At 31.9% G+C, this 25,158-nt stretch carries 21 protein-coding genes; 10 read left to right on the top strand and 11 right to left on the bottom strand.

Features of this window, described 5'->3' with window-relative positions:
• The first annotated feature begins 7 nt into the window (after window positions 1–7).
• Complete coding sequence (locus HNQ90_RS08500) at window positions 8–1,027, top strand: transporter (protein ID WP_144115950.1); 1,020 nt, start codon at window positions 8–10, stop codon at window positions 1,025–1,027.
• Window positions 1,028–1,053: 26 nt separating this feature from the next.
• A complete protein-coding gene (locus tag HNQ90_RS08495) occupies window positions 1,054–2,175 on the top strand; it encodes a GNAT family N-acetyltransferase (RefSeq protein WP_144115951.1) in 1,122 nt (373 codons plus the stop codon).
• A gap of 54 nt (window positions 2,176–2,229) precedes the next feature.
• Here HNQ90_RS08495 and capB read toward each other — a convergent pair whose 3' ends face one another.
• The 3 genes from capB to HNQ90_RS08480 form a co-directional block, all read right to left on the bottom strand.
• Window positions 2,230–3,489: a cysteate-C-fatty acyltransferase gene (capB, locus tag HNQ90_RS08490; protein WP_144115952.1), complete on the bottom strand. Its 1,260-nt coding sequence runs from the start codon at window positions 3,487–3,489 to the stop codon at window positions 2,230–2,232.
• A 245-nt stretch (window positions 3,490–3,734) separates the two neighbouring features.
• The gene (gene capA / locus HNQ90_RS08485; protein ID WP_144115953.1) at window positions 3,735–4,775 is read right to left on the bottom strand and encodes a cysteate synthase; all 1,041 of its coding nucleotides are present in this window, start codon (window positions 4,773–4,775) and stop codon (window positions 3,735–3,737) included.
• A 74-nt stretch (window positions 4,776–4,849) separates the two neighbouring features.
• Window positions 4,850–6,910 (bottom strand): S9 family peptidase, encoded by a 2,061-nt coding sequence (locus HNQ90_RS08480; protein ID WP_144115954.1) that lies wholly within the window; start codon window positions 6,908–6,910, stop codon window positions 4,850–4,852.
• Window positions 6,911–6,996: 86 nt separating this feature from the next.
• On the opposite strand from HNQ90_RS08480, the gene HNQ90_RS08475 reads away from it, so the two are divergent.
• The gene (locus HNQ90_RS08475; protein WP_144115955.1) at window positions 6,997–7,320 is read left to right on the top strand and encodes a YbaB/EbfC family nucleoid-associated protein; all 324 of its coding nucleotides are present in this window, start codon (window positions 6,997–6,999) and stop codon (window positions 7,318–7,320) included.
• Between the two features lie 268 nt (window positions 7,321–7,588).
• Window positions 7,589–8,881 carry a hypothetical protein gene (locus tag HNQ90_RS08470; RefSeq protein ID WP_144115956.1) on the top strand — a complete coding sequence of 431 codons (1,293 nt, stop codon included), beginning with the start codon at window positions 7,589–7,591 and terminating at the stop codon, window positions 8,879–8,881.
• A 97-nt stretch (window positions 8,882–8,978) separates the two neighbouring features.
• Here the strand turns inward: HNQ90_RS08470 and HNQ90_RS08465 are convergent, their stop codons facing one another.
• The 4 genes from HNQ90_RS08465 to HNQ90_RS08450 all read right to left on the bottom strand — a co-directional run bounded on the left by HNQ90_RS08465 (window position 8,979) and on the right by HNQ90_RS08450 (window position 13,406).
• On the bottom strand, window positions 8,979–9,995 hold the full coding sequence (locus tag HNQ90_RS08465) for a threonine aldolase family protein (RefSeq protein ID WP_144115957.1): 1,017 nt from the start codon (window positions 9,993–9,995) through the stop codon (window positions 8,979–8,981).
• A gap of 89 nt (window positions 9,996–10,084) precedes the next feature.
• On the bottom strand, window positions 10,085–11,257 hold the full coding sequence (locus tag HNQ90_RS08460) for a GNAT family N-acetyltransferase (RefSeq protein WP_144115958.1): 1,173 nt from the start codon (window positions 11,255–11,257) through the stop codon (window positions 10,085–10,087).
• Between the two features lie 58 nt (window positions 11,258–11,315).
• Complete coding sequence (locus HNQ90_RS08455; protein ID WP_144115959.1) at window positions 11,316–12,227, bottom strand: GNAT family N-acetyltransferase; 912 nt, start codon at window positions 12,225–12,227, stop codon at window positions 11,316–11,318.
• 15 nt (window positions 12,228–12,242) lie between these two features.
• Window positions 12,243–13,406, bottom strand: coding sequence for a GNAT family N-acetyltransferase (locus HNQ90_RS08450; protein WP_144115960.1), 1,164 nt, complete (start codon window positions 13,404–13,406; stop codon window positions 12,243–12,245).
• 259 nt (window positions 13,407–13,665) lie between these two features.
• Between HNQ90_RS08450 and prfB the strand changes: the two genes are divergently transcribed.
• The 4 genes from prfB to HNQ90_RS08430 all read left to right on the top strand — a co-directional run bounded on the left by prfB (window position 13,666) and on the right by HNQ90_RS08430 (window position 18,343).
• Window positions 13,666–14,776, top strand: a protein-coding gene (gene prfB / locus HNQ90_RS08445) for a peptide chain release factor 2 (protein WP_144115961.1) whose coding sequence is annotated in 2 segments (ribosomal slippage) — window positions 13,666–13,728 and window positions 13,730–14,776 — 1,110 coding nt in all. Because the reading frame shifts where the segments join, the coding sequence is not laid out codon by codon here.
• Window positions 14,773–15,390 (top strand): HAD family hydrolase, encoded by a 618-nt coding sequence (locus tag HNQ90_RS08440; RefSeq protein ID WP_144115962.1) that lies wholly within the window; start codon window positions 14,773–14,775, stop codon window positions 15,388–15,390. The genes prfB and HNQ90_RS08440 overlap by 4 nt, the downstream gene beginning before the upstream one ends.
• Entirely contained in the window at window positions 15,390–15,731 is a 342-nt protein-coding gene (gene arsC / locus HNQ90_RS08435; RefSeq protein WP_144115963.1) for an arsenate reductase (glutaredoxin), read from the top strand. Before HNQ90_RS08440 ends, arsC begins: the two co-directional genes overlap by 1 nt.
• Before the next feature lie 89 nt (window positions 15,732–15,820).
• On the top strand, window positions 15,821–18,343 hold the full coding sequence (locus HNQ90_RS08430; protein ID WP_144115964.1) for a TonB-dependent receptor: 2,523 nt from the start codon (window positions 15,821–15,823) through the stop codon (window positions 18,341–18,343).
• A 73-nt stretch (window positions 18,344–18,416) separates the two neighbouring features.
• Here HNQ90_RS08430 and HNQ90_RS08425 read toward each other — a convergent pair whose 3' ends face one another.
• A complete protein-coding gene (locus tag HNQ90_RS08425; RefSeq protein ID WP_172625840.1) occupies window positions 18,417–18,590 on the bottom strand; it encodes a hypothetical protein in 174 nt (57 codons plus the stop codon).
• Window positions 18,591–18,683: 93 nt separating this feature from the next.
• Window positions 18,684–19,325, bottom strand: coding sequence for a peroxiredoxin (locus tag HNQ90_RS08420; RefSeq protein ID WP_144115965.1), 642 nt, complete (start codon window positions 19,323–19,325; stop codon window positions 18,684–18,686).
• A gap of 170 nt (window positions 19,326–19,495) precedes the next feature.
• Here HNQ90_RS08420 and fumC point away from each other — a divergent pair, with 170 nt between their 5' ends.
• The gene (fumC, locus tag HNQ90_RS08415) at window positions 19,496–20,893 is read left to right on the top strand and encodes a class II fumarate hydratase (RefSeq protein ID WP_144115966.1); all 1,398 of its coding nucleotides are present in this window, start codon (window positions 19,496–19,498) and stop codon (window positions 20,891–20,893) included.
• Window positions 20,894–21,077: 184 nt separating this feature from the next.
• Here fumC and HNQ90_RS08410 read toward each other — a convergent pair whose 3' ends face one another.
• Window positions 21,078–21,956, bottom strand: coding sequence for a chromosome partitioning protein ParA (locus tag HNQ90_RS08410; protein WP_144115967.1), 879 nt, complete (start codon window positions 21,954–21,956; stop codon window positions 21,078–21,080).
• Between the two features lie 524 nt (window positions 21,957–22,480).
• On the opposite strand from HNQ90_RS08410, the gene HNQ90_RS08405 reads away from it, so the two are divergent.
• On the top strand, window positions 22,481–22,942 hold the full coding sequence (locus tag HNQ90_RS08405) for a GNAT family N-acetyltransferase (RefSeq protein ID WP_144115968.1): 462 nt from the start codon (window positions 22,481–22,483) through the stop codon (window positions 22,940–22,942).
• Here HNQ90_RS08405 and HNQ90_RS08400 read toward each other — a convergent pair whose 3' ends face one another.
• Complete coding sequence (locus tag HNQ90_RS08400; protein WP_144115969.1) at window positions 22,943–25,105, bottom strand: S9 family peptidase; 2,163 nt, start codon at window positions 25,103–25,105, stop codon at window positions 22,943–22,945.
• Window positions 25,106–25,158: the final 53 nt, after the last annotated feature.

Below are 25,158 nucleotides of genomic sequence, written 5' to 3'. Positions count from 1 at the left end.
TAGTATTATGACCCCAATAAAATCTAAATTATTTTTCCTGCTATGCTTAGTAACTACTCAGGCATTTTGTCAATATACAGATGTAATTAATTCTAATAGACCTGGAGTATCTAGAAGTGCTTTTTCTGTAGGTACCAATGTGGCACAATTAGAAATAGGACCTTATAGTGTTAAGGAAGAAAGAACACCGGCAGCAGCCTATGAAGTTTCTGGTTTTGGAGTTGATTTTGCCGCACGATACGGACTATTATTTGAAGAATTAGAATTAAATATTGAAGGTACCTACCAAAATGACACAAAAACATTTGCTTCCAATTTTTCTTCTGATGAAGATCGAGGTAATTTTAAATTTTTGGCTATAGGCGCTAAATACCTTGTATACGACCCTTATAAGAACGCTGAAGAGGATAAACCTAACCTTTACAGTTGGAAAGCTAATAGACAATTTAAATGGAAAACTTTAATTCCTGCAGTATCTGTATACTTAGGAGCAAATTACGACACAAAACCTAATCCTTACACCTATTCTGGTATTGAAGGGTTTAGCCCTAAGGTAATGATTGCTACGCAAAACAATTTTTCTGGAGGATGGGTGTTTGTAATGAATTTAATAAAAGACAGAATTGGAACAGAACAATCTGATTTTCAATATATTTTAACTTTAACACACTCCTTTAGTCCTAAATGGGTTGTTTTTGGTGAAACACAAGGTATACATAGTGATTTTTATGCAGACAATCTTTTTAGATTTGGTGGCGCCTATTTATTATCTAAAAACTTTCAATTAGACACCGCCGCAACCTTTAACACTAAAGACACACCATCGGTATTTGGTGTTAATTTTGGAGCGTCTTACCGCTTGGATTTCCATAAGGATAAAGAGATTGACAACGGCACGTCTGCTGATGATCAAGGCGGATTTCAATTACCAGAAGCTAAAGGAAAAAAGAAGAAAAAGAATAAAGAAGCAGATAATCCTGAAAAAATTAATAAACGCAAAAAGAAAGACGTAGATTTTGATGATTAAACCTCATTAATTGCTAACCAAAATATATGATAACACTTAAAGAAGTAAAAAATAAAAAGGAACTAAAAGCTTTTGTAAAGTTTCCTTTTAAACTCTATAAAGACTCAGAATTCTGGGTTCCTCCTATTATTAGCCAAGAAATAAAAACCTTTAGTAAAAAAGAAAACCCTGTTTTTGATGATGCAGAAGCACAACTGTTTTTAGCATACAAAAACGGTGTTATAGTAGGTAGAATAGCTGCTATAGTAAACTGGTTAGAAATTAAAGAGCAGAAAATAAAAAAAATGCGTTTTGGATGGTTTGATTTTATTGATGATCAAGACGTATCTAAAACACTATTAAATGAAGTAGAAAAAATTGGAAAAACTTATAACTTGGAATATACAGAAGGTCCTGTAGGATTTTCTAATTTAGATAAAGTTGGTGTAATGACAGAAGGTTTCGATTCTATAGCACCAATGGTAACGTGGTACAACCATGCCTACTATGCTAAACATTATAGGGATGCTGGTTACGAGGTTGAAAAATCATATTCTGAAAGTAAATTTCCTTTTGAAAATGTGAAGCCCGAGTTTTTCAAAAAAGCACAAGAACTTATTAAAAGACGCTATCAACTTAAAGCTTTAAAATTAACAACTACAGAAGAGGTTATGCCCTATGCAGATAAAATGTTCGATTTATTTAATGAAAGCTACGCATCCCTGTCTTCTTTTGTTGCTATTAATGAGGTACAAAAAGCCTATTTTAAAAAGAAATTTATAAGTTTTATAAATCCTGAATACATCAAATTTGTTGTAGATAAAGATGATAAAATGATTGGTTTCGCTATTGTTATGCCCGCTTTCGCTAAAGCTTTACAGAAAATGAATGGTAAATTATTTCCATTTGGATTTAGACATATATTAAATGCAAAAAAGAATAGTAAAGACGTTATATTTTATTTAATAGGCATTCATCCAGACTACCAAAACAAAGGGGTTCATGCTGTAATATTTAATGAATACTACGAAACCTTTAAAGCTAAAGGCATAGAAACTTGCTACAGAACTCCGGAGTTAGAAGATAACGAAGCCATTCATAAAATATGGAAGCACTTTTCGCCAGAAGTTTATAAACGACGAAAAACATTCAGAAAAAATCTTGCATAAAAAAAATCCGATTCAATTTTGAATCGGATTTTTTTTATAAATATATGTGATAATCTACTCGCCCATAGCAGCTATTAAAGCTGCAGATAAACGCTTGTATGTTCCGTTTTCTAATCGGTCCCTAATTGCATCAAAAGCATCTAGAGTTTCGGAAACATCTTCTAAAGTATGTGTTGCTGTAGGTATCAATCTAAGTAGAATTAACCCTTTAGGTATAACAGGGTAAACTACTATAGAACAGAATATTCCGTAATTCTCACGCAAGTCTCTTACTAAAGCCATAGCCTCAGGAATACTTCCCTTTAAGTATACTGGCGTTACACAACTTTGAGTTGTACCGATATCGAAACCACGCTCTTTTAAACCAGATTGTAATGCATTAACATTCTCCCATAATTTATTTTTCAACTCAGGCATAGTTTTAAGCATTTCTAAACGCTTAAGTGCACCAACCACCAATTGCATTTGCAAAGATTTTGCAAACATTTGAGAACGTAAATTATATTTTAAGTAATCAATTATTTCTTGATCTCCCGCAATAAAAGCTCCTGTACTTGCTAAAGACTTAGCAAAAGTTGCAAAATAAACATCAATATCATCTTGAACACCTTGCTCTTCACCTGCACCTGCTCCTGTTGCTCCTAAAGTTCCGAAACCATGAGCATCATCAACAAATAATCTGAAATTAAATTTCTTTTTAAGTGCTACAATTTCTTTTAAGCGCCCTTGCTCACCACGCATTCCAAAAACACCTTCAGAAATTACAAGAATCCCTCCACCTGTTTGTTCGGCCATTTTAGTAGCACGCTCTAAATTCTTTTCTAAACTAACAATATCGTTGTGCTTATAGGTAAAACGTTTTCCCATATGTAAACGAACACCATCAATAATACATGCGTGCGCATCAACATCATAAACAATAATATCATCTTTAGCTACCAATGCGTCTATAGTAGAAACCATACCTTGATAACCAAAATTTAAAAGATAAGCAGCTTCTTTGCTAACAAATGATGCTAATTCATTTTGAAGTTTTTCATGTAAATCTGTGTGACCAGACATCATTCTAGCTCCCATTGGATAAGCAGAACCATATTCAGCAGCTGCTTCAGCATCAACCTTACGTACTTCAGGATGATTTGCTAAACCTAGATAATCATTGATACTCCAGGTAATAACATCTTTTCCTTGAAATTTCATACGGTTAGAAATTGCTCCTTCTAACTTAGGAAATACAAAGTAACCTTCTGCTTGTGACGCCCATTTACCTAATGGCCCTTTGTCTTTGTAAATTTTTTCGAATAAATCTTTCATTTATTATAATCGTATTGCTATTAAAATTAAGACATAACTACAACTAGTTAATCGCTTTTAAAGAGAATTAAACAAGATATGCTTAAAATTAAAGAAGCTTTTAGTATTTAGTTAGTAACTGCAAAATTAAATATTTATATGGTTTGAGCATAATTTTTAAGGCTCAATTATTAACAAAACCAAAAAAAGGTAACATTTTACCATTTTAGCAAAATATTACCTCTTTTTATATCCTAATAATTCTATTATTTAATGTATTGTATATTTTCTGCAGCCGCCTCGTTTACGCTATCAAAGAAACCTTGATCGCTCATCCATTTATCACTATACACTTTACTCATGTAACGAGCGCCATGATCTGGATAAATAACAACTACATAATCATCTTTTTTAAACAATCCGTCGTCGCCAAGTTGAAGTAATGCCTGGGTAGCTGCTCCAGAAGTATATCCTACAAACATACCTTCTTTTTTAGCAATTAACCTTGCTGTATGGGCACTATCCTCATCTGTTACTTTAATAAATTCATCTATAACATCAAAATCTGTGGCAGAAGGAATTAAGTTTTTCCCTAACCCCTCAATTCTATATGGATATATTTCTTTTTCGTCGAACTCTCTAGTTTCGTGATATTTCTTTAAAACAGAACCAAAAGCATCAACTCCAATAATTTTTATATCTGGGTTTTGTTCTTTTAAATACTTTCCTGTACCAGAAATAGTACCACCTGTTCCACTACACGCTACTAAATGCGTTATTTTACCTTCGGTTTGATTCCAAATTTCTGGACCTGTAGATCTATAATGCGCATCAATATTTAATTGATTAAAGTATTGGTTAATATAAACCGAACCTTTAATCTCACTATGTAAACGCTTAGCTACTTCGTAATAGGATCTTGGGTCGTCTGCACTAACGTGAGCTGGACAAACATAAACCTTTGCTCCCATTGTTTTTAGCATATCTATTTTGTCTGGCGAGGACTTAGAACTTACTGCCAAAACACAATCATACCCTTTTATGATACTTACCATTGCAATACTAAATCCAGTATTACCAGAGGTAGTTTCTATAATGGTATCGCCTGGAGATAAAATTCCTTTTCTTTCGGCTTCTTCTATAATATAAAGTGCTATTCTGTCTTTAGATGAGTGTCCTGGGTTAAAAGATTCAACTTTTGCGTAAAAGTTACCTTTAAACTTCGAAGCTATTCTATTTAGTTTAACAAGCGGAGTATTGCCTACCAAATCTAATACATTATCAAATACTTGATTTCTGTTTTTCATATAAGCTTTTTATAAATCATAATTATGCAATTAATCATAATTTAAACCGGACAAAAATAAAACTTTTTTTTTTATTAACCACAAATTCCTTCTAAATCTAGTAAAAACGCATACTCTAAGGCTAATTCCTTTAAACTTTCAAAACGCCCAGAGGCTCCTCCATGGCCAGAATCCATATCAATATGAAACAATAATTTATTTGAATCTGTTTTTAATTCTCTTAATTTCGCTACCCATTTTGCTGGTTCCCAATACTGTACTTGCGAATCGTGCAAACCTGTAGTAACAAGCATATTAGGATAGTTTTTAGCTTCAACATTATCATAAGGAGAATATGATTTCATGTAACTATAGTACTCTGGATGATTTGGGTTACCCCATTCATCATACTCACCTGTTGTTAAAGGAATAGAATCATCTAGCATTGTTGTAACCACATCTACAAAAGGCACAGCGGCCAAAATACCATTATATAATTCGGGATTCATATTAATGATGCTTCCCATTAACAAACCACCTGCCGATCCTCCGTAAGCGTATAAATGCTTGTTAGATGTATATTTTTTTTTAATTAGACACCTAGAACAATCTATAAAATCTGTAAACGTATTTCTTTTATTGAGTAATTTTCCATCTTCATACCATTCGCGACCTAAATACTCTCCTCCTCTAATATGTGAAATGGCATAAATAAAACCACGATCGAGCAAACTTAATCGCACGCTTGAAAATGAAGGGTCGATGGTTGAACCATAAGAACCATAGGCATATTGTAAAACAGGGTTTGAACCATCTAGCTTTACGCCTTTTCTATATACTAACGATATAGGAATTTTTACACCATCAGACGCTGTTGCCCAAATGCGCTTAGACTCATAGTTTTCTTTTTTAAATGCGCCACCAAGTATTTCCTGTTCTTTTTTTACTTCACTTTGCTTTGTCTTTAAATTATAATCTATTACAGAACCTGGAGTGTCCAAGGCATTGTATCCATAGCGTAATAAATCACTATCAAAATCGGGATTATTACCTATATATGTAGTGTAGGTTTCTGAATTAAACGGTAAATAATAGTCTTCCTTTTTATCCCAACTAATTATCCTAATGTTATTAAGTCCGTTTTCGCGCTCATTAACGATTAAATAATCTTTAAAAATCTCTATATCCTCAATTAACACAGATTTTCTATGCGGAATAACATCTTTCCAGAACGCCTTGCCTGTATTAGTTTCATTACACGTAGAAATCTTGAAGTTTGTAGCATTATCAATATTAGAAATAATGTAAAAACTTTCATTATAGTGGGCTATATTATACTCTAAATCCTTTGTGCGTTTTTGAAAAATTTTAAAATCGCCATCTGGTGTATCAGCGTTTAAAAATCGATATTCAGAAGATAATGTACTTGAAGACCCTATAACTAAATACTTTTTTGATTTTGTCTTATATATAAAGGTATTAAATGTTTCATCTTTTTCATGAAATACAACTTCATCTGAATCGTTTGCAGCGTTTAGTTTATGCTTATATATTTTATGAGAGCGCAAGGTTACTTCATCTTTCATGGCATAAAACAAAGTCTTATTATCATTCGCCCAAGTAGCACTACCTGTTGTGTTTACTATTTTATCCGAATAAATCTCACCTGTAATTAAGTTTTTTACTTGAATAGTATATTGACGTCGGCTAACAGTATCGGTAGAAAAAGCTGCTAATTTGTTATCAGGACTAATAGAAATACCTCCTAAATTAAAATATGAGTGCTCCTTTGCCATACCATTACAATCAAAAAGCAACTCCTCCTCTGCATCTAAAGTATCTCTTTTACGTACATAAATGGGGTAATCCTTACCTGTCTCGTATTTAGTTAAATACCAATACCCATTTAATTTATAAGGTACAGATGTATCATCCTCTTTAATTCGGCCTTTCATTTCTTCAAACAAAGTCTTCTGAAATTCCTCAGTATGCTTAAGCACGGACTTAGTAAAAGCGTTTTCCGCATTTAAATACTCAATTACTTCTAGGTTCTCCTTATCATTAAGCCAATAATAATTATCAATACGTGTGTCGTTATGAATTGTTAATTCTTTGGCTATTTTCTTTGCTACTGGATATTGATTTGTGTTTTTCAATTAAAGCGTATTAATTCATAAAATATAAGCTTCCAAAAATAGAAAATTTAAATAGCTTTGTATTAAAATAACTAATATTTAAAATTATGTTTGGAGATATGATGAATATGATGGGTAAACTTAAAGAAACCCAGAAAAAAGTTGAAGCTACAAAAAAGCGCTTAGATACCGTTTTAATTGATGAAGCGAGTAACGACAACAAGCTAAAAGTAACTTTAACAGCCAATAGAACAATAAAATCTATTGAAATTGATAATGAGTTGCTTAAGGATAAAGAGCAATTGGAAGACTATCTTGTTATAACCTTAAATAAGGCCATTGAGAAAGCAACTCAAATAAATGAGACAGAATTGGCGGCTGTAGCCAAGGATGGCATGCCCAATATTCCTGGTATGGACATGTTTAAGTAAAAACGCTTCCTTTATTATAAATTCATATAAAATTCGCTTTTAATAATTTATTTTCAAATAGAGCTCTGTAAAACGTTAAATTCATAATAAAATTGTTTTTAACTTCATGATTTAAAGTTAAAATACCTTATGAAATGTAAATAAAACCGACAAGATGTAAGCAAAAATTCATAAAACTAATAGTTTGGTATTTAATCTAAAAAAACAGCGAACATCTGCTCCTTAGGATATCTTTGTAACTGTAAATTGTAAAAACTAATATTATATTATGAAAAATCTTACCAAAATTTTATTGTTAGCGATGCTCGTAGCATTTGCTTCCTGTCAAAATGAGACAGTAACAGAAGACGCTTCTGCTCTTTCTGAAGAAGAAGTGGTTTTAAACGAATTAGAAATGGAAAACGAAATCTTAGTCTCTGATGGCGAAGAGGACGAAACATTTGTTTTAAACAATGATTTAACAGCTGATATGCCAGCTCAAGACCTTTCTTTCTCTCTAGCAAGTAAGTCTTATTCTGGAGGTTCATCATCATGTGAGCCAGATATCGAAGGATTTGAATTAAATTTACCAGAAACGGTAACCGTGAATACTAAATTTGCTGCTTGTAGCGATACTGGTGGAGCTTTTATTTCTATTGATATTGCTGAAGGTGACTTAGCAAGTCTTGATAACAATGGTTATTGTGCCGATTTGGAAGGCACTATAAGCATTCCTGCTACTTACACATATGATGTGTATTCAAGTTACGAAGACCTAAGTGGTTTAGAGCAAAGCGCTGGAGTTCCTTTATTTGAAAACGCTCATGATTTTGATAAAATTAACTGGTTATTAAACCAAGATATTATTGGTACTGAAAGTCCACTAGGTGGAACTTATACTTTCGGTCATATCCAATGGGCTATATGGCAAATTATTGAAGGTGAAGGAAACAACTGTACAAATGATTGTGATTACCTGTCTTGCGATCCTATAAACCAATGGGATAACGATAAAACATATAACGAAAGTTTAGGTTTGGAATTAGTTTCTGCTGCTGAAGCTGGAGAAGGTTTTATTCCACAATGTGGACAACAAATCGCTATTGTTCTTGCTTCTACCACATCTCAATCTCTTATAATTACTAGAGAAGTTCCTGAAAAAGAAGACGTTTGTAGTGATTGTGACGGAGAAGTAACTGAATTAGAATTAGAATTTGATTGGGGATGTGCTAAGAAAATTGACATTGTACAAAGAAATGAAAACACTTGCTACGGTAAAAGAATTTACTGTAACAGAAGTGTACAACCAGGTGAAACTATTAGTATTAGTGGTGCTAACCATGATGGCACTTTTGGTAAATACATATATATATACATTAACAACTGTTACTACACTAAAATAGCAACCGATTGTGATGTTAATATAGGACCAGGATATGAAAAAGGTGTATTTAATGTAATTAGTGGTGCTAGCAGTAATGGTGGTGAGCTATGTGAGTACGTTAAACCAGAGCCTAAATGTTACAGACACTGGAGTTGTAAATACTATAGCAAATGTAGATATTACAGTCATCATCATTAATATTTTTAGTGTAAACACATAATTAAAAGAGGAGCTAATTTAGCTCCTCTTTTTTTTTTTTGGATATTTACTCCTAATTATATAAACCAATTACTTATTATATAAGTCTTAGCTGTTTTAATAATATTTCGTGCATGTTATCTGTATAATCTAAATGTGTAACCATCCTTAGCTTTCTACTTCCCATACTTATAATAAAAATATTTTTATCAGCTAGTTTCTTTACAAATTGTTGCTCAACAATATATTCCTTTAATTGAAAAATAACAATATTAGTTTCAATAGGCTCTACACTTGCAATTATCGACAAACTCTTTAAAGCCGCTCCAATTTCCTTTGCTTTTTTATGATCACTTTTTAAACGCGACATATTATTTTCTAAAGCATATAATCCAGCCGCTGCCAAATAACCCGCTTGCCTCATATTGCCACCAAAGATTTTTCTAACTCTAAGTGCGTTAGACATGATTTCAGAATCTCCAACTAATACAGATCCAATTGGTGCTCCCAAGCCTTTACTTAAACAAACCGATATAGTATCAAATACTTCGCCGTATTGCTTAGTAGTTTCATTTTTAGAAATTAAGGCATGCCATAATCGTGCACCATCTAAATGAAAACCTAATTTATTATCCTTACAAACTTGCTTAATCCTTAGGATTTCTTTAAAATCCCAACTTGCTCCACCCCCCTTATTTGTGGTGTTTTCAATTTCAACTAACGCTGTTTTACTATAATAATAAGCATCTGGGTTTATAGCTTCTTCAACTTGCTTAGCTGTAAACATCCCTCTATTTCCATTAATCAAATTACAAGACACACCACTATTAAATGCAGCACCACCAGATTCATAATTAAAAATATGGGCGTATTTATCGCAAATTACTTGATCTCCAGGAGTGGTATGTAATTTTATGGCTGTTTGATTTGCCATAGTTCCACTAGGAAAAAACAAGGCTTGCTCTTTGCCAAACATTTCAGAAATATGCTTTTCTAATTTATTAATTGTTGGATCCTCTCTAAACACATCGTCTCCTACTTGAGCATCCATCATTGCCTCTAGCATTTCTTTCGATGGTTTGGTTACTGTATCACTTCTTAAATCTATTATCATAAATTAAATATATCTGTGAAATTATAAAATAAAATTTAAGGACCTAAACAACATTAAAAATATGGTTAGAATACAATTAACAGGCATATTTAATGAAATACCACTTTTTGATAAGCATTTTTCCCCTTAATAATAAAGATATCACTTTCTGAATTGTGTTGAAGTACTACTATATTATTAAAGTGTTCGAATTTATAGTACAAAAAATCACAAATATTTTTAACTAAAAACTGATATTCTGACGCTTTCCAGTTTATTGATGTAAACGTATTAATTTCATCCGTTATAGTTGCTAATTCTATAATCTCGAAGCTTTTAACAAAGGGCGTTTTGTCTTGTGATTCTCTTGAAAATTTACTTTTAATTGTTTTTAAAGTTTCAACAGCTTTTTTCTTTCTTAAAAATGCTTTCGTGCTAACTTTTAAAACTTCGATATTTGCTTTAAACTTAGATTTTAAATCACTTTTAGAATAGACAACATGATGCTTAAAATTATATATTAAGTTACTCCACCTACGCTTATACTCCAAATCGCCATGACCTTGATCATATATAAAATAGTTGTTTGAAATACACCATTCTATCTGTTTATAGACCCCTGTATTCCCCAAACCAAATACCTGATAATCTATATTATAAGAAGCTATAGACCCAATTAAAATATCTTTAACATGGTACTGTACATTGATTTGGATAGGCTCATCATTATTGTAAATAACAAAAAGAGATGCCTTTTTTAATTCTATAAGCTTGTATGTTCTTTGAAGTAACTCTTGCCATTCATTTAGGCGAAAATTAGCATCATTTCTTTGTTTAAATCTTTTAGTAAGCATGTTACGCAGCGCTTCCATTAAAAAATCATATTGCGATTTTTTAATCTCTCCATGGTAAAAAACATAATTAACATCAAAGCACATTTCTAAGCGCTTAACGTTCTTTAAAATAGGCTTAGCGTTTTTCCCGTATTGACTTCTTAAATAGCTATTTACATCCTTAAAATCATTTAATTTTGAGGCATAACCTAATCGATACTCGTTAATTACTTTTTTAGTTAAATGGTCTTGATAACCAATATCAAGATATTCTGGTATAATTTGAATTGAGAAGTTTTCTTGCTCTATACCTTTACTTAAGTTATCATCATCACTATATAGTAAAATACCAGTATCCTTGTAACCAATTTTCAAAATACAATCTGGCATAATTTGTCTTTCAAAAATAGCATCATAAAAATTAACTCGATTAGTAATTAAGGTTGACATAGGTTTAAAATTTCAAGGCTTTTATTTATTATTTAAGTAATTTTTATAGCTATAAAAATCAATTCAGCTTACTTTTAATTTTTTTCATACAATCCACTATACCATTATGTTTTAAAAACTCTTTGGTATAGACTTTACTACATTCAAATTTACCTAGCAAAACACCTATAAAAGAATTCCTTTTGTAAATAATATGATGTTCAAAATTATAAACACTATTGCTCCATTTAATTTTATAATCATGGTCGCCATATCCCCATTCTATTAGCTTATAGTTATTTTCAAGACTCCATTCTACAACCTTATAAAGATTAACATAACCTAAACTAAATTTTGCGTAATTTGTATTATAAGCCGATATCCAGCAAAAAAGTATATTATTTACCAAATAATTTAATGATATTCCAATTGGAATATCAGAATTGTAAATTACCAACATAGCTGCCTTATTACGGTTCAAAGCCTCATAAAAATCTAATTTAATTTCCGACCATTGGCTTAATTTTTCGTCAGCTTCATTTTTCTCCTCAAACCTATCATCCAGCATAATCCTTAATTCATCAAACAAGGCATTATATTCATCTTGAGAAATATCGCTACCAAACATCCGATAACTTACTTTACAATTAGTTTCTAAACCTCTCATAGATTGCCTTATCGATTTTCTTGTTCTACGACTCATTTGTACCTCCAAAAATGTTTGTAAATTTTCAAACTCCCCAACATCAATGGCATACCCTTTATTGGCCTGCTTAATTTTAACAATTTTATACTCTTTTTTATTTACATAATACTCAAGGTAATTAGGAGATAGACTATGAGAATAAACTAAGTTATTTGTATTAGTAACTGTAATAAGTTTTTTTAATATATCTTGATCTTTATATTTAATACCCAAATAACAATTAGGGATTTGTCCTTTTTGAAATAATTCTAAAAATAAATTTAATTTACTTAAATTCTTTTTCATAAAAACAGGCTTGATTTATAACAAGTTAACTTTTTGAAACTTATTTTTAATTGCCAATACAAATTCTGATTTATTTGGCGTTTTATACACTTTTAATATACTTTTATGAGCTGAATTAGAAAATAAAAAGTCGTTAATAGGCTTCAACAATTTTAAATAATCATTTTGCTCATAATTTAATACTTCCATGCTTTTTAGAGCTTCCATGTCATTAAAAGCACTGCAACGATATTCTAGTTCTAGTTTTTCTTTATTTAAAAAATGTAGTTTGTTTTTTATATTATTATAAATCAGATTTAACTTTTTAGAACGCAAAAATTCAAAAAACTGAATTTTAACACTTTCAATTTTAAAGGCTAAAGCTGATGTGAAATTTGTTTTCTTCGGAATTGCTAAAAAATGATCTAAGATATAAATTTGATTACTCCACCTTCTCTTATAGTCATAATCTCCCCTACCCATTTCGTAATGCTTAAATTTATTGGTTATACACCAATCTAGCTGTTTATAGATAATTACATTCCCTAGTCCAAACTTGGAGTAATCTAAATTGTAAGATGCTATGGCATTAAAATAAAAATCTCCAAAAATATAATTTAAGGAAATAGATATGGGTTTACCAGACTCGTAAACAACAAAAATAGAAGCTTTATTTTCATTTATAAGGGCAAAAAACATCTTATAAAGTCTATCCCACTCCAATAACCTATCATTTATCTCTTTTTTCTGTATAAATCGCTCTTGAAGCATTACGCGAAGTGCTTCAAATAATTGATTATATTCCTTTTTCGAAATCGTACCAACATGCATCTTATAATTAATGTCAAAACACATTTCTAAGCGTTTAACATAGCGCCTAATTTCTCTAGCTTTTTTCTTAAATTGAGCCGTAACATAAGGATCAACAGAAGTATAATCTCCATCAATTTTGATAGAATAACCTTGATGAAATTGAGTTATTCGTTTCGTTTTATAATGAACATTAAATGACGGAACTAAATACCTTGGAATCGATTTTAAAGAAAAATACCCCTTTTGCTTTATTAATTCATTTGAATCAATATTACTTAAAAGCACTTTATCTTGCTGCTCTACATGCACAATATTATCTATAGGTTCCGGAATTACCTGACTTTCAAAAAGGTCAAAAAAGAAATCTCTATTTTCTTTAAAACTCATAGTAATTATAAAATATTCAGGTTAAGTTATTACGAAAAAAAACATCGTTTTAATCAGTAAATATAAAGCTTATTAATAATGGGCAATAATACGATATACAAGAGTTATCTGCGCCTACAAACTTGCATCTTTATTTACCCGTTATCAAAAATATTCTTCAAAGGGTTATTAATTTCTTTTATCTGTAAAAACAGAATTCATTTTGCTTTATTCAATAAATTGTCACCTTATTTTCTATTTTTGTTTAAAATAAAAAAACATGATAACAACAGATCAAATTAAAGATCTAAACACCCGCCTCGACAAACTTAGGCACTATCTTTGACATAGATGCTAAACTTATAGAAATACAAAACGAAGAAGAACAAACCTTCGACCCTAATTTCTGGAATGATTCAAAAGCTGCTGAGGCTATTATGAAATCACTTCGTGTGAAGAAAAAATGGGTGCAAGATTACAAAGACTTAAAAACGTTTATTGAAGACCTTGAAGTCATCTACGAGTTTTTCAAAGAAGATGAAGCAACATTAGAAGACGTTGAAAAGCGATACAATAAAGCCTTAGAATTACTTGAAGATATCGAATTTAGAAACATGCTTTCTGAAGAAGGCGATAGCTTAAGTGCCGTTTTGCAAATTACTGCTGGTGCAGGTGGAACCGAAAGTTGCGATTGGGCAAGTATGCTAATGCGTATGTATTTAATGTATGCAGAAAAAAGCGGTTTTAAAGTAAAAGAATTAAACTTTCAAGAAGGTGATGTTGCCGGCATAAAAACGGTAACCCTAGAAATTGAAGGCGATTTTGCCTTTGGTTGGCTAAAAGGAGAAAATGGTGTACATCGTTTAGTGCGCATCTCCCCTTTTGATAGTAATGCAAAACGCCATACAAGTTTTGCATCGGTATATGTTTACCCGTTAGTAGACGATACTATAGAAATTGAAATTAACCCTGCAGATATTGAGATTACAACAGCACGTTCAAGTGGTGCCGGCGGACAAAATGTAAACAAGGTAGAAACCAAAGTACAACTTACCCACAAACCTTCTGGTATTCAAATTTCATGTTCCGAAACCCGTTCTCAGCACGACAATAGGTCTAGAGCTATGCAAATGCTTAAATCGCAGTTGTATGAAATTGAGTTACAAAAACAACTATCACAACGTGAGGATATCGAAGCCGGAAAAATGAAGATTGAATGGGGTAGTCAAATTAGAAACTACGTGATGCATCCTTATAAATTAGTGAAAGATGTGCGTACGGCTCACGAAACTGGAAATGTTGATGCTGTTATGGATGGCAATATAGACGCCTTTTTAAAGGCTTATCTTATGGCTATGGGGCAAAAAGTTGAAGACGATAACCAATTATGAGTAAAATAGATACTATAATTTTCGATCTTGGTGGAGTTTTAATTGACTGGAATCCAGAATATGTCTTTTTAGATGTTTTTAATAACAATCAAGAGAAAACAAAATGGTTTTTAGATAACATTTGCTCTAGCGATTGGAACGAAAATCAAGATGCTGGCTATCCTACTGCTCAAGCTACCGAAGATAGAGTTGCACTTTTTCCTGAATACGAGAAAGAAATTCGTTTATTTTATGGGCGTTGGCCAGACATGTTAGGTGGTGCCATTGAGGGTACTGTAGACATCCTAAAAAAATGTATAGCGTCTAATGATTATAAAGTAGTAGCTTTAACTAATTGGAGTGCTGAAACCTTCCCTATTGCTTTAAAGCGTTTTGAGTTTTTACAATGGTTTGAAGGCATTTTAGTTTCCGGAGAAGAAAAAACTAGAAAACCTTTTAAGGATATTTATACCTTAACTTTAGAGCGTTTTAACATTAGTGCTGAAAAGTCTGTATTTATAGACGATAATCTAAGAAATATTGAAGCCGCCAAAACATTAGGAATTCATGGCATTCATTTTGAAACTCCAGAAAAACTTCTTCACCAATTAAAAACCTTTAATATAAATATATAATGATAAAAATATATCACAATAACCGATGTAGCAAGTCGCGTAACGGATTAGTCCTTTTAGAAGAATCTGGAAAACCTTTTGAAGTTGTTAAATATCTTGACAATGTTCCAACTGTTTCAGAGTTAAAAAACATCATTAAGTTACTTAATATCAAACCCATAGATTTAGTTAGAAAAAACGAAGCTATCTGGAAAGAAAATTTTAAAAATAAAGACCTAAGTGATTCAGAAATAATTGCTGCCATGGTGCAATTTCCTAAGCTAATAGAGCGCCCAATAGTAATTAATGGAGATAAAGCAGTTATTGGCAGACCAACAGAATTAATTTCAACTATTTTATAGACTAAATCTGTAAGAGCATTAACATAACTTTAACCTATTACCATTAAACCTTAAGTTAAATTTGTAGTCAAATTTTCTAAAGGTAACTCATGCTCAAAAACTATTTACTACTAATATCAGTACTATTTTTCACCCAATTTTCATTTGCTCAAAAATCAGAAGGAAAAGATGTTAACATCTCTGGAGTTATTCTAGATAAAGAAACAAACCTCCCACTAGAATATGCAACATTAGCCTTTTTTAGTAAAACTGAAAACAAAATAGTAACTGGTGGCATTACAGATACTAAAGGAAGTTTTAAAATACCTGTACCAACGGGAGTATATGATATCTCTATTGAATATATTTCTTATAAAACAATAACGTTAACCGATAGGCAAATAACAAAACATGAAAATATTGGACGTTTTCTGCTTGAAATTGACGCTGAATCTTTAGGTGAAGTAGAAATTATTGCGGAACGTACCACGGTTGAAATAAAACTCGACAAAAAAATATACAACATAGGTAAAGACCTTACAACTGCTGGCGGAACAGTAAGTGATGCCTTAAATAATGTACCCTCGGTTGCTGTTGATATTGAAGGCTCAATTAGTTTAAGAGGAAACGAAAATGTAAGGGTTTTAATTAACGGAAAACCATCTGCTATGGCAGGCTTTGGAGACACCAACGTTTTAAGCCAATTACCAGCAGAAGCCATAGAGCGTGTTGAAGTTATAACGTCACCATCAGCCAGATATGATGCCGAAGGTACCGCAGGAATCTTAAATATTATTCTACGTCAAAAAGAAACCTTAGGTTTTAATGGTTCTTTAAATTTAACAGCAGGAATCCCTGAAACAGCGGGAGTTTCGGCAAATATAAACTACCGTACAGAAAAGTTTAATTTATTTTCAAACCTAGGATTTAGATATTACGACTCCCCTAGAAACAGTTTTAATGATACGGAGTATTTTGATAAATTAGTTGATGGCAATACCGTTGCCCCAGAATTTGAAAGAATTATAGAAGATCAAGATGTTACTCGTATTAACCGTTATTATAATGCAAGTTTAGGTATGGAATATTTTCTATCTAAAAAAACGTCGTTAACAGGAAGTGTTTTTTATAGATATGGTGAAGATGCCGATTTATCTGAAAACTTTAGTGACAGATATAAAAATGATAATCTCCTAGAGCAAACCCTCAGAAAAGAGAAACAAGATGAGGCAGGTAATAACTACCAACTGGCATTAAACTACATTACTAAATTTAATGATGCAGGCCACGAATTAACAGCCGATTTACAATACGAAAAAGGTTCAGAAGAACAATTAACAAGCATAAACGAAGATTATCTTTTAACCAACCAAACCAATCCAGACGCTATACAGGAAGAAATAGTAAATGAGATTGAAGACGAAAAAGAATATTTATTACAGTTAGATTACGTGCTTCCAATCGGGGAAAACGCAAGATTTGAAGCAGGTTATAGAGGTAACTTTAAAAACGAAATCAAAGATTATATTTTAGAACAAGAAGACATTAGCGATGGCACTTATTTTATAAACGATACCATCACAAATGTATTTGATTACTCCGAAAACATAAATGCATTATATTCTCAATATGGTACTAAGTATGGTAAGTTTTCTTTTCTTCTTGGCTTACGTTTAGAAAACACACAACTTAAGGGTAATATTAATTCTAGATTAAGTGATACTGAGCTACAGGAAGCTTTTGGTTTTCCTATTGACACCGATTTTAACAACAATTACTTTGGCCTATTCCCTACCCTAAACTTAATATATAACATTGGTGAAAGCGATTCTGAAACAGAAGAAAGCATTACATTAGGCTACAACAGACGTATAAATAGACCAAGAGGCTATTTTATAAATCCATTTCCTTCGCGTTCTAGTAGAACCAATGTATTTCAAGGAAACCCTAACCTTCGTCCAGCATTTGCAAGTGCTTTCGATATTGGTTACTTAAAACGATGGGATAAGTTAACTTTAACTTCTTCTATTTATTATCAATATGAAACTGATTCTTTTGAGCGCGTTGAAGAAAACACAGGCCAACAAACCACCGATGGTATTGATATAATAAGAACCATACCTGTAAATTTATCTTCTAATGCGAGAACTGGTGGAGAATTTGGGGTATTATATAACCCAAATAAGTGGTTAAGATTAAATAGTAGTTTCAATGTTTTTCAATTTAAAACTATAGGAGAATTTAATGGTGTAGATTATGGAGCTAAAAACACAAGTTGGTTTGCTCGTTTTAGTAGCAAGGTTACTTTACCAGGAAAAATCGATTGGCAAACCAATGCCAACTACCGTGGTGCTAGTCAAGATGCCCAATCGTACAACAAAGGTATTTTTAGCTTAGACTTAGCGTTTAGTAAAGAAATACTTAATGATAATGCTACTATCTCGTTAAACGCAAGAGATGTGTTTAATTCAAGAAAAAGAAAAACTTTAACAACTACCGAGTTTTTTGAACGCTATAATGAATCACAATACAGACAACGTCAAATAAATTTATCATTTAGATATAGATTCAATCAACAAAAAATGCGTAACGAGCGCAGAAACAATGACGGAGATGACGATATGGATTTTTAATTATAAAAAGACAAGGCATAAAAAAAGGGAAACTAAATTAGTTTCCCTTTTTTTTATATATTAATTTAATGTTTTAAGCATGACGCTTAGCCTTCTTTTCTTCTCTAATTTCCTTTAATCTTTCAATTATAGAACCTCCTATCCAATAAGGAATAACAAAAGTTAATAAAAAAATCATTAACCAAAACCCTAAAGTTAAAATGCCTAAAAATGCTAAAAAGCCTAAATACTGGTCAAAATCAAACATAATTGTAATTGTCTTTTATAAATACCTGACAAAGATAATGCAAAGGTTTGTTTTAAACAATATCAAGTTGAAAATTATTAACAGAGTTTTTAACTAATCTAAATTAGGTTGAGGCGTCATACGTAAGTAAGGCTTAATTTCGTTAACCCCTTTAGTAAAGATGTTTTTAGCATCAGCAGTTGAAATGGCAGGACTAATTACCACATCTTCACCATGTTTCCAGTTAGCTGGTGTAGCTACTTTATGATAGGCCGTTAATTGTAAAGAGTCAATAACACGTAATAACTCATCAAAATTTCTACCCGTAGATGCCGGATAAGTAATTATTAATTTAACTTTTTTATCGTTACCTATTACAAAAACAGAGCGTACCGTTAGTTTACTATCAGCATTTGGATGAATCATGTCATAAAGTTCAGAAACTTTTCCGTCTTCATCTGCTATAATTGGAAAATTAACAGTCGTATTTTGAGTTTCATTAATATCCTTAATCCAGCCATGGTGAGACTCTACACCATCAACACTTAACGCCATTACTTTAACATTTCGCTTATTAAATTCTTCGGTATACTTCGCAACAGTACCTAATTCTGTTGTACAAACAGGCGTATAATCTGCTGGGTGAGAAAATAAAATACCCCAGCTATCCCCCAGCCATTTATGAAAATTAATTTCACCTTCAGAGGTTTGTGCCGTAAAATTTGGAGCTTCATCTCCTAATCTAATTGTTGCCATATTATTTATGTTTTAAATTTAAACTTAATTTTTAATCCTACTAAATTAATAGATTTAAACCTTATTAGATAATTAAATTCGTTATTTATATGTTAAAAACTAACAAAAATCAGCTTTAAAAATACCATAAATGAATTACCTTAGCATTTCATAATTTAAGCATTATTAAAATGAGTTACAGAATTGAAAAAGACACTATGGGCGAGGTTAAAGTGCCTGCCGATAAACTTTGGGGAGCACAGACTGAACGCTCTAGAAATAATTTTAAAATAGGTCCTTCAGCATCCATGCCACTAGAAATAGTTTATGGTTTTGCATACCTAAAAAAAGCTGCTGCTTATACCAATTGCGAATTAGGTGCATTGGCAATAGAAAAGCGCGATTTAATTGCACAAGTGTGTGATGAAATTTTAGAAGGTAAGCATGACGACCAATTCCCTTTAGTAATTTGGCAAACGGGTTCGGGAACGCAAAGTAACATGAATGTTAACGAGGTTGTTGCTAATAGAGCACACCAAATAGCTGGTAAAGTTATAGGTGAAGGCGAAAAAACAATTCAACCTAATGATGATGTAAATAAATCGCAATCGTCTAACGATACATTTCCAACAGGTATGCACATTGCAGCTTACAAGAAAATTGTTGAAACTACTATTCCGGGCGTAAAAAAATTGCGAAATACTTTAAAAAGTAAATCTGAAGCTTTTAAAAACGTTGTGAAAATTGGTAGAACGCACCTTATGGATGCCACGCCACTTACACTTGGTCAAGAGTTGTCTGGTTATGTAGCACAATTAGATCATGGCTTAAAAGCTCTTGAAAACACTTTAGCACATTTAAGTGAATTGGCACTTGGTGGAACTGCTGTAGGTACAGGTTTAAATACGCCTAAAGGATATAGTAAGCGTGTTGCAGAATACATAGCAGAATTTACAGGGTTACCTTTTATTACGGCTCCCAATAAGTTTGAAGCTTTAGCGGCACATGATGCTTTAGTAGAAACTCATGGTGCTTTAAAGCAATTGGCTGTGTCATTAAATAAAATAGCGAATGATATTAGAATGATGGCTTCTGGACCACGTTCTGGTATTGGTGAAATTATTATTCCTGCTAACGAACCAGGAAGTTCTATTATGCCAGGAAAAGTAAACCCGACACAATGTGAAGCTTTAACTATGGTTTGCGCTCAAGTTATGGGTAATGATGTAGCTGTTTCGGTTGGTGGTATGCAAGGACATTATGAGCTTAACGTTTTTAAACCTGTTATGGCTGCTAATGTTTTACAATCTGCACAACTAATTGGTGATGCCTGCGCTAGTTTTGAAGAACACTGTGCTGCTGGAATAGAACCTAACCAAGAAGTGATTACCAAACTTTTAAACAACTCTTTAATGCTTGTTACCGCATTAAACACAAAAATTGGGTATTATAAAGCTGCAGAAATTGCTAATACTGCTCATAAAAATGGTACAACATTAAAAGAAGAAGCTGTTAATTTAGGCTATGTTACTGCCGAAGATTATGATGCTTGGGTAAAACCAGAAGATATGGTTGGCGGACTTAAATAATAAATAGAATACTTTAATCTCATAAAAAAAGACAGGTGAATTAATTCTCCTGTCTTTTTTGGTTGGTTAGTTAACTATCCTTTTATTAAAAAGAATATGCCTCAAATATATATAAACATTATTGAATAAAAAAAGCCTCAAACTTTACGTTTGAGGCTTTTTCACTTTATAGGGATGCAATGGATTATTTTAAAGTAAACTCTGAGCTAGACACTAAATCTTTTTCATTAAAAACGTTTACTATGTAACGTCCTTTTTCAAAATCTGTGCTAGAAGTAACAAACTCACAAACATTGAGACTAGCATTTTCATAGTTAAACTTGCTAACTATACTGTAGTTTAAAGTTTTCTCACCAAAAGTAATTTGCTCGTTTAAACCTAAAATATTGCTTTTAGGATCTATAACTTGTACATATAATTCTTCGTCTCCAGCTTGTACTAAAGTATTTTTAGCTACTGTAAAACATACTCTAATTTTATCTGCTCTTCTTGCTCTTTCAGTTGGTATTAATTTTCCAGAAGTTCTTTCAATAACTCCAAAGCCTTTTAAACCTACAGTATTTAAAATTGCTGCGTTAGATACCACTTCCGCTAATGCATTATTTTGAACTAATAATGAATCTGTAAAAATAGTACGCTCTTCTAAACGAACACGTGTGCTATCTAAAGATGTTGCCAAATATGAATTTTCAACTTTTAAGGAATCATTTTGAGCCAACAATACGTCCATTTCTTTCTGTAATGATGCATATTTATTTTTATATCTCCACAAGCTCTTTACGTTGGTTTCAGATATTTTTAAAGAATCAATTAAACCTTGTATACGTGCTCTTGCTTCAACTAAATTACCATTAGAAATTTCGTTCTCGCCAATAGCATCGTCATATTGCTTTGCCATTGCATTTAAATCGTTCATAACTAACTGCTTTTCTTCAGATAGTTCATTCTGAACTTTTTTGCTACTGCTATATAAATTCATAGTATAAAAACCCGTCGCTAAAAATAAAACTAGCGCTATTCCTAAACCTACTTTAAGTCCTGTATTACTTTTGTTATTTTCCATAAATTCTTGTTTTAATGTTTTTAAGTCTATTTTAATTTGCTTTAAAATGCCTAAAATAAATTATGATGTACATTCAATATTCAAAATTCATTTTATAAGGCTAATCTAGGTTCTACTTAACAAAACTACTCTAATTATGTTATTAAACAAATCCTGTTTTTAGTCCTTAATAAGCTAACATATTAATATGATAACCTGCATTTGTTAGATATACGATTACTTAGTTCGTTTAGATGTTGCTTAAAATGAAATGCTAAAAACATAGGCATTATTTTATGCTTTTAAAGAATCCAAATCCTTATTTTACAAGACTTTAACATGTAAACTTAAAATTTTGTTAAACCATTAATTACCATAATTATATTAATAATACATGTTTGGTGAATTTTAAAATCGATTTAATAATTAATGTGTTTAATCCTTTTATGAAGTGGAAATAGCTATGAAGCAATGCCAGAAAAGATTACTTTTAGCATAACAAAACGTGTATTGCCCAAAACCTAATTTGATAAAAACAAAATACAATGCATACCATTATACCTTTTAAAAATCAATATGCTAAAGATTTTTATACTTTAAATATAGAATGGCTAAAAACCTTTTTTTATGTTGAACCTTACGATGAAGAGGTGTTAAGTAACCCAGAAAAATACATTATAAACAAAGGCGGACATATATTTTTTGCTAAAGCTAATAATGCAATTATAGGAACTGTAGCCTTAATGCCCATTGAAAATAGTGATAGCTTCGAATTAACAAAAATGGCCGTATCTCCAAATTATCGTGGGCAAAAAATTGGACAGCAACTCATGCAACATTGCATTAATTTTGCAAAACAAAACAACATACCAAAACTTATTATATATTCTAGTAGAAAGCTTGAAAACGCTATTTATATTTACAAAAAGTATGGGTTTAAAGAAATTCCGGTAGAACCTAATTGTCCTTATAAACGTTGCGATATTAAAATGGAACTTGTGTTGTAACTATTCCGTAACGCCCTCTAAATCTAACATAAATGCATAATATAAGGCTAGCATTTTATACCGTTGAAAACGACCGGAAGCACCACCATGACCAGTTTCCATATCGCAATCCATAACCAATAAATTGTTGTCTGTTTTTAAGTCTCGTAACTTAGCAATCCACTTTGCTGGTTCCCAATATTGTACTTGACTATCCCAATAGCCCGTAATAATTAAAATGTTTGGATAGTTAACAGGCTTAACATTGTCGTAAGGCGAATAGGAAAGCATATAATCATAATATTCTTTTTCCTTTGGGTTTCCCCATTCATCAAATTCAAAAGTAGTTAACGGTATACTTTCATCTAGCATTGTAGAAACGACATCAACAAAAGGAACTGCTGCTACTACGCCATTCCATAAATTAGGCTCCATATTTAAAACGGCTCCCATTAACAATCCTCCTGCCGATCCACCTAAAGCATATAAATGTTTACTTTCTGTGTATTGTTCTTTGATTAAATATTTTCCAACATCAATAAAATCTGTAAATGTGTTTTTCTTTTTTAATAATTTACCGTTTTCATACCAGTCTCTACCCATTTCTTGCCCGCCTCTAACATGAGCAATAGCATAAATAAAACCTCTATCTAACAAACTTAAACGCGATGAATTAAATGATGCTTCTGTACTACTACCATAAGATCCATAGGCATAAAGCAATAGCGGGTTTTGTCCATTCTTTTTTATGCCCTTTTTATACACTATAGATACCGGTATTTTGGTTCCATCTTTTGCGGTAGCTTCTAAACGCTCGGAGATATAATTTTCAGTAGAAAACGAATCATCTAAAACTTCTTCTCGTTTTAGTAACACTTGTTCTTTCGTTTTCATATTATATTCATAGGTACTATTGGGTGTCGTTAATGAGCTATAATTATAACGCAATAAATTGGTATCGAAATCGAGGTTAGAAGTTGTATAGGCTAGATAAGCAGGATCATTAAATGCTAAGTAGTGCTCGTTACCATTCCATTCTTTTACTCCAATATGCCTTAAACCACCTTTAAGCTCTTCAATAACCAAAAAATCTTTAAAAATTTCCACCCCTTGAAGAAACACGTCTTCCCTATGCGGTATTACATCTACCCAATGTTCCTTTTCTGTTTTATTTACCGGTGTTTTAACTAATTTAAAGTTTTTTGCATCCTTATTTGTTCTAATGTAAAAATGATCTCCGTAATGTTCTAAATTATACTCTAAATTCTTTTCTCTTGGCTGAACAACCTTCCACTTACCATTGGGCGAATTAGCATCCAATACTCTAAACTCTGTCGATAAAGTTTGATAACTTACTATTGCTAAATAGGCTTTAGATTTGGTTTTAGAAACAGCGCAGGCAAATGTATCGTCTTTTTCTTCAAAAACCACTTCGTCTTCAGATTGATTAGTACCAATAACATGCTTTACAATTTTGTTTTGACGCAACGTTTTAGGATCTTTAGTAGTATAAAAAATGGTTTTATTATCATTCGCCCAAACCGCACTACCTCCAGTATTATCAAGCTTATCCTTTAAAAGCGCTCCTGTTTCTAAATTTTTAAAATGAAGTGTGTATTGTCGTCTTGAAACCGTATCAATACCAAATACAAGCATTTTATTGTCTGGACTTACGGACTGCGAACCAAACCCAAAATACGAATGCCCTTTAGCAAGTTCTGGACCATTAAGCATAATTTCTTCATTGTCACCATCTTCAAGTTTTTTTCTGCAAAATAATGGGTAATCACCACCTTCCTGAAACTTTCTGTAATAGGAATAACCATTATCCTTTACAGGAACCGACTCGTCATCCTTCTTAATTCTACCAACAATTTCATCGTATAACTTTTCCTGTAAGCCATTGGTATGTGCCATGGCTTTTTTTAGGTAATTATTCTCTGCATTTAAATAATCTAATACATCCTGAGTTTGAGCGTCTGGTGTTTCAGCATTTTTTTGGTCATCACTTAAACGCATCCAAAAATAATCATCAATACGTGTGTGATCATGAACCGTTAATTCCTTAGGAACTTTTTTAGCCACGGGCGCTTCAAGCGAAACATGTGGTTTTAGAGGTTCGTTATCTTTACATGAAGACAATAAAATAAAGAGAGACAAAAAAATAAAAAGAGTGCTTTTCATAATACCTAAATTTAGAGCTATGAAGGTACGAAAAATAACACCACAAAATATGT

The organism is Algibacter amylolyticus (genome assembly GCF_014202225.1).
Lineage (GTDB): Bacteria > Bacteroidota > Bacteroidia > Flavobacteriales > Flavobacteriaceae > Algibacter_B > Algibacter_B amylolyticus.
The sequence above is the reverse complement of the archived record's forward strand: the minus strand, read 5'-3'. Positions and strand labels throughout refer to the sequence as shown.

Coding starts and splice junctions, on each gene's coding strand:
- HNQ90_RS08500 (WP_144115950.1), top strand. CDS start 8: ATGACCCCAATAAAATCTAAATTATTTTTCCTGCTATGCTTAGTAACT.
- HNQ90_RS08495 (WP_144115951.1), top strand. CDS start 1,054: ATGATAACACTTAAAGAAGTAAAAAATAAAAAGGAACTAAAAGCTTTT.
- capB (WP_144115952.1), bottom strand. CDS start 3,489: ATGAAAGATTTATTCGAAAAAATTTACAAAGACAAAGGGCCATTAGGT.
- capA (WP_144115953.1), bottom strand. CDS start 4,775: ATGAAAAACAGAAATCAAGTATTTGATAATGTATTAGATTTGGTAGGC.
- HNQ90_RS08475 (WP_144115955.1), top strand. CDS start 6,997: ATGTTTGGAGATATGATGAATATGATGGGTAAACTTAAAGAAACCCAG.
- HNQ90_RS08470 (WP_144115956.1), top strand. CDS start 7,589: ATGAAAAATCTTACCAAAATTTTATTGTTAGCGATGCTCGTAGCATTT.
- HNQ90_RS08465 (WP_144115957.1), bottom strand. CDS start 9,995: ATGATAATAGATTTAAGAAGTGATACAGTAACCAAACCATCGAAAGAA.
- HNQ90_RS08460 (WP_144115958.1), bottom strand. CDS start 11,257: ATGTCAACCTTAATTACTAATCGAGTTAATTTTTATGATGCTATTTTT.
- HNQ90_RS08455 (WP_144115959.1), bottom strand. CDS start 12,227: ATGAAAAAGAATTTAAGTAAATTAAATTTATTTTTAGAATTATTTCAA.
- HNQ90_RS08450 (WP_144115960.1), bottom strand. CDS start 13,406: ATGAGTTTTAAAGAAAATAGAGATTTCTTTTTTGACCTTTTTGAAAGT.
- HNQ90_RS08440 (WP_144115962.1), top strand. CDS start 14,773: ATGAGTAAAATAGATACTATAATTTTCGATCTTGGTGGAGTTTTAATT.
- arsC (WP_144115963.1), top strand. CDS start 15,390: ATGATAAAAATATATCACAATAACCGATGTAGCAAGTCGCGTAACGGA.
- HNQ90_RS08430 (WP_144115964.1), top strand. CDS start 15,821: ATGCTCAAAAACTATTTACTACTAATATCAGTACTATTTTTCACCCAA.
- HNQ90_RS08425 (WP_172625840.1), bottom strand. CDS start 18,590: ATGTTTGATTTTGACCAGTATTTAGGCTTTTTAGCATTTTTAGGCATT.
- HNQ90_RS08420 (WP_144115965.1), bottom strand. CDS start 19,325: ATGGCAACAATTAGATTAGGAGATGAAGCTCCAAATTTTACGGCACAA.
- fumC (WP_144115966.1), top strand. CDS start 19,496: ATGAGTTACAGAATTGAAAAAGACACTATGGGCGAGGTTAAAGTGCCT.
- HNQ90_RS08410 (WP_144115967.1), bottom strand. CDS start 21,956: ATGGAAAATAACAAAAGTAATACAGGACTTAAAGTAGGTTTAGGAATA.
- HNQ90_RS08405 (WP_144115968.1), top strand. CDS start 22,481: ATGCATACCATTATACCTTTTAAAAATCAATATGCTAAAGATTTTTAT.
- HNQ90_RS08400 (WP_144115969.1), bottom strand. CDS start 25,105: ATGAAAAGCACTCTTTTTATTTTTTTGTCTCTCTTTATTTTATTGTCT.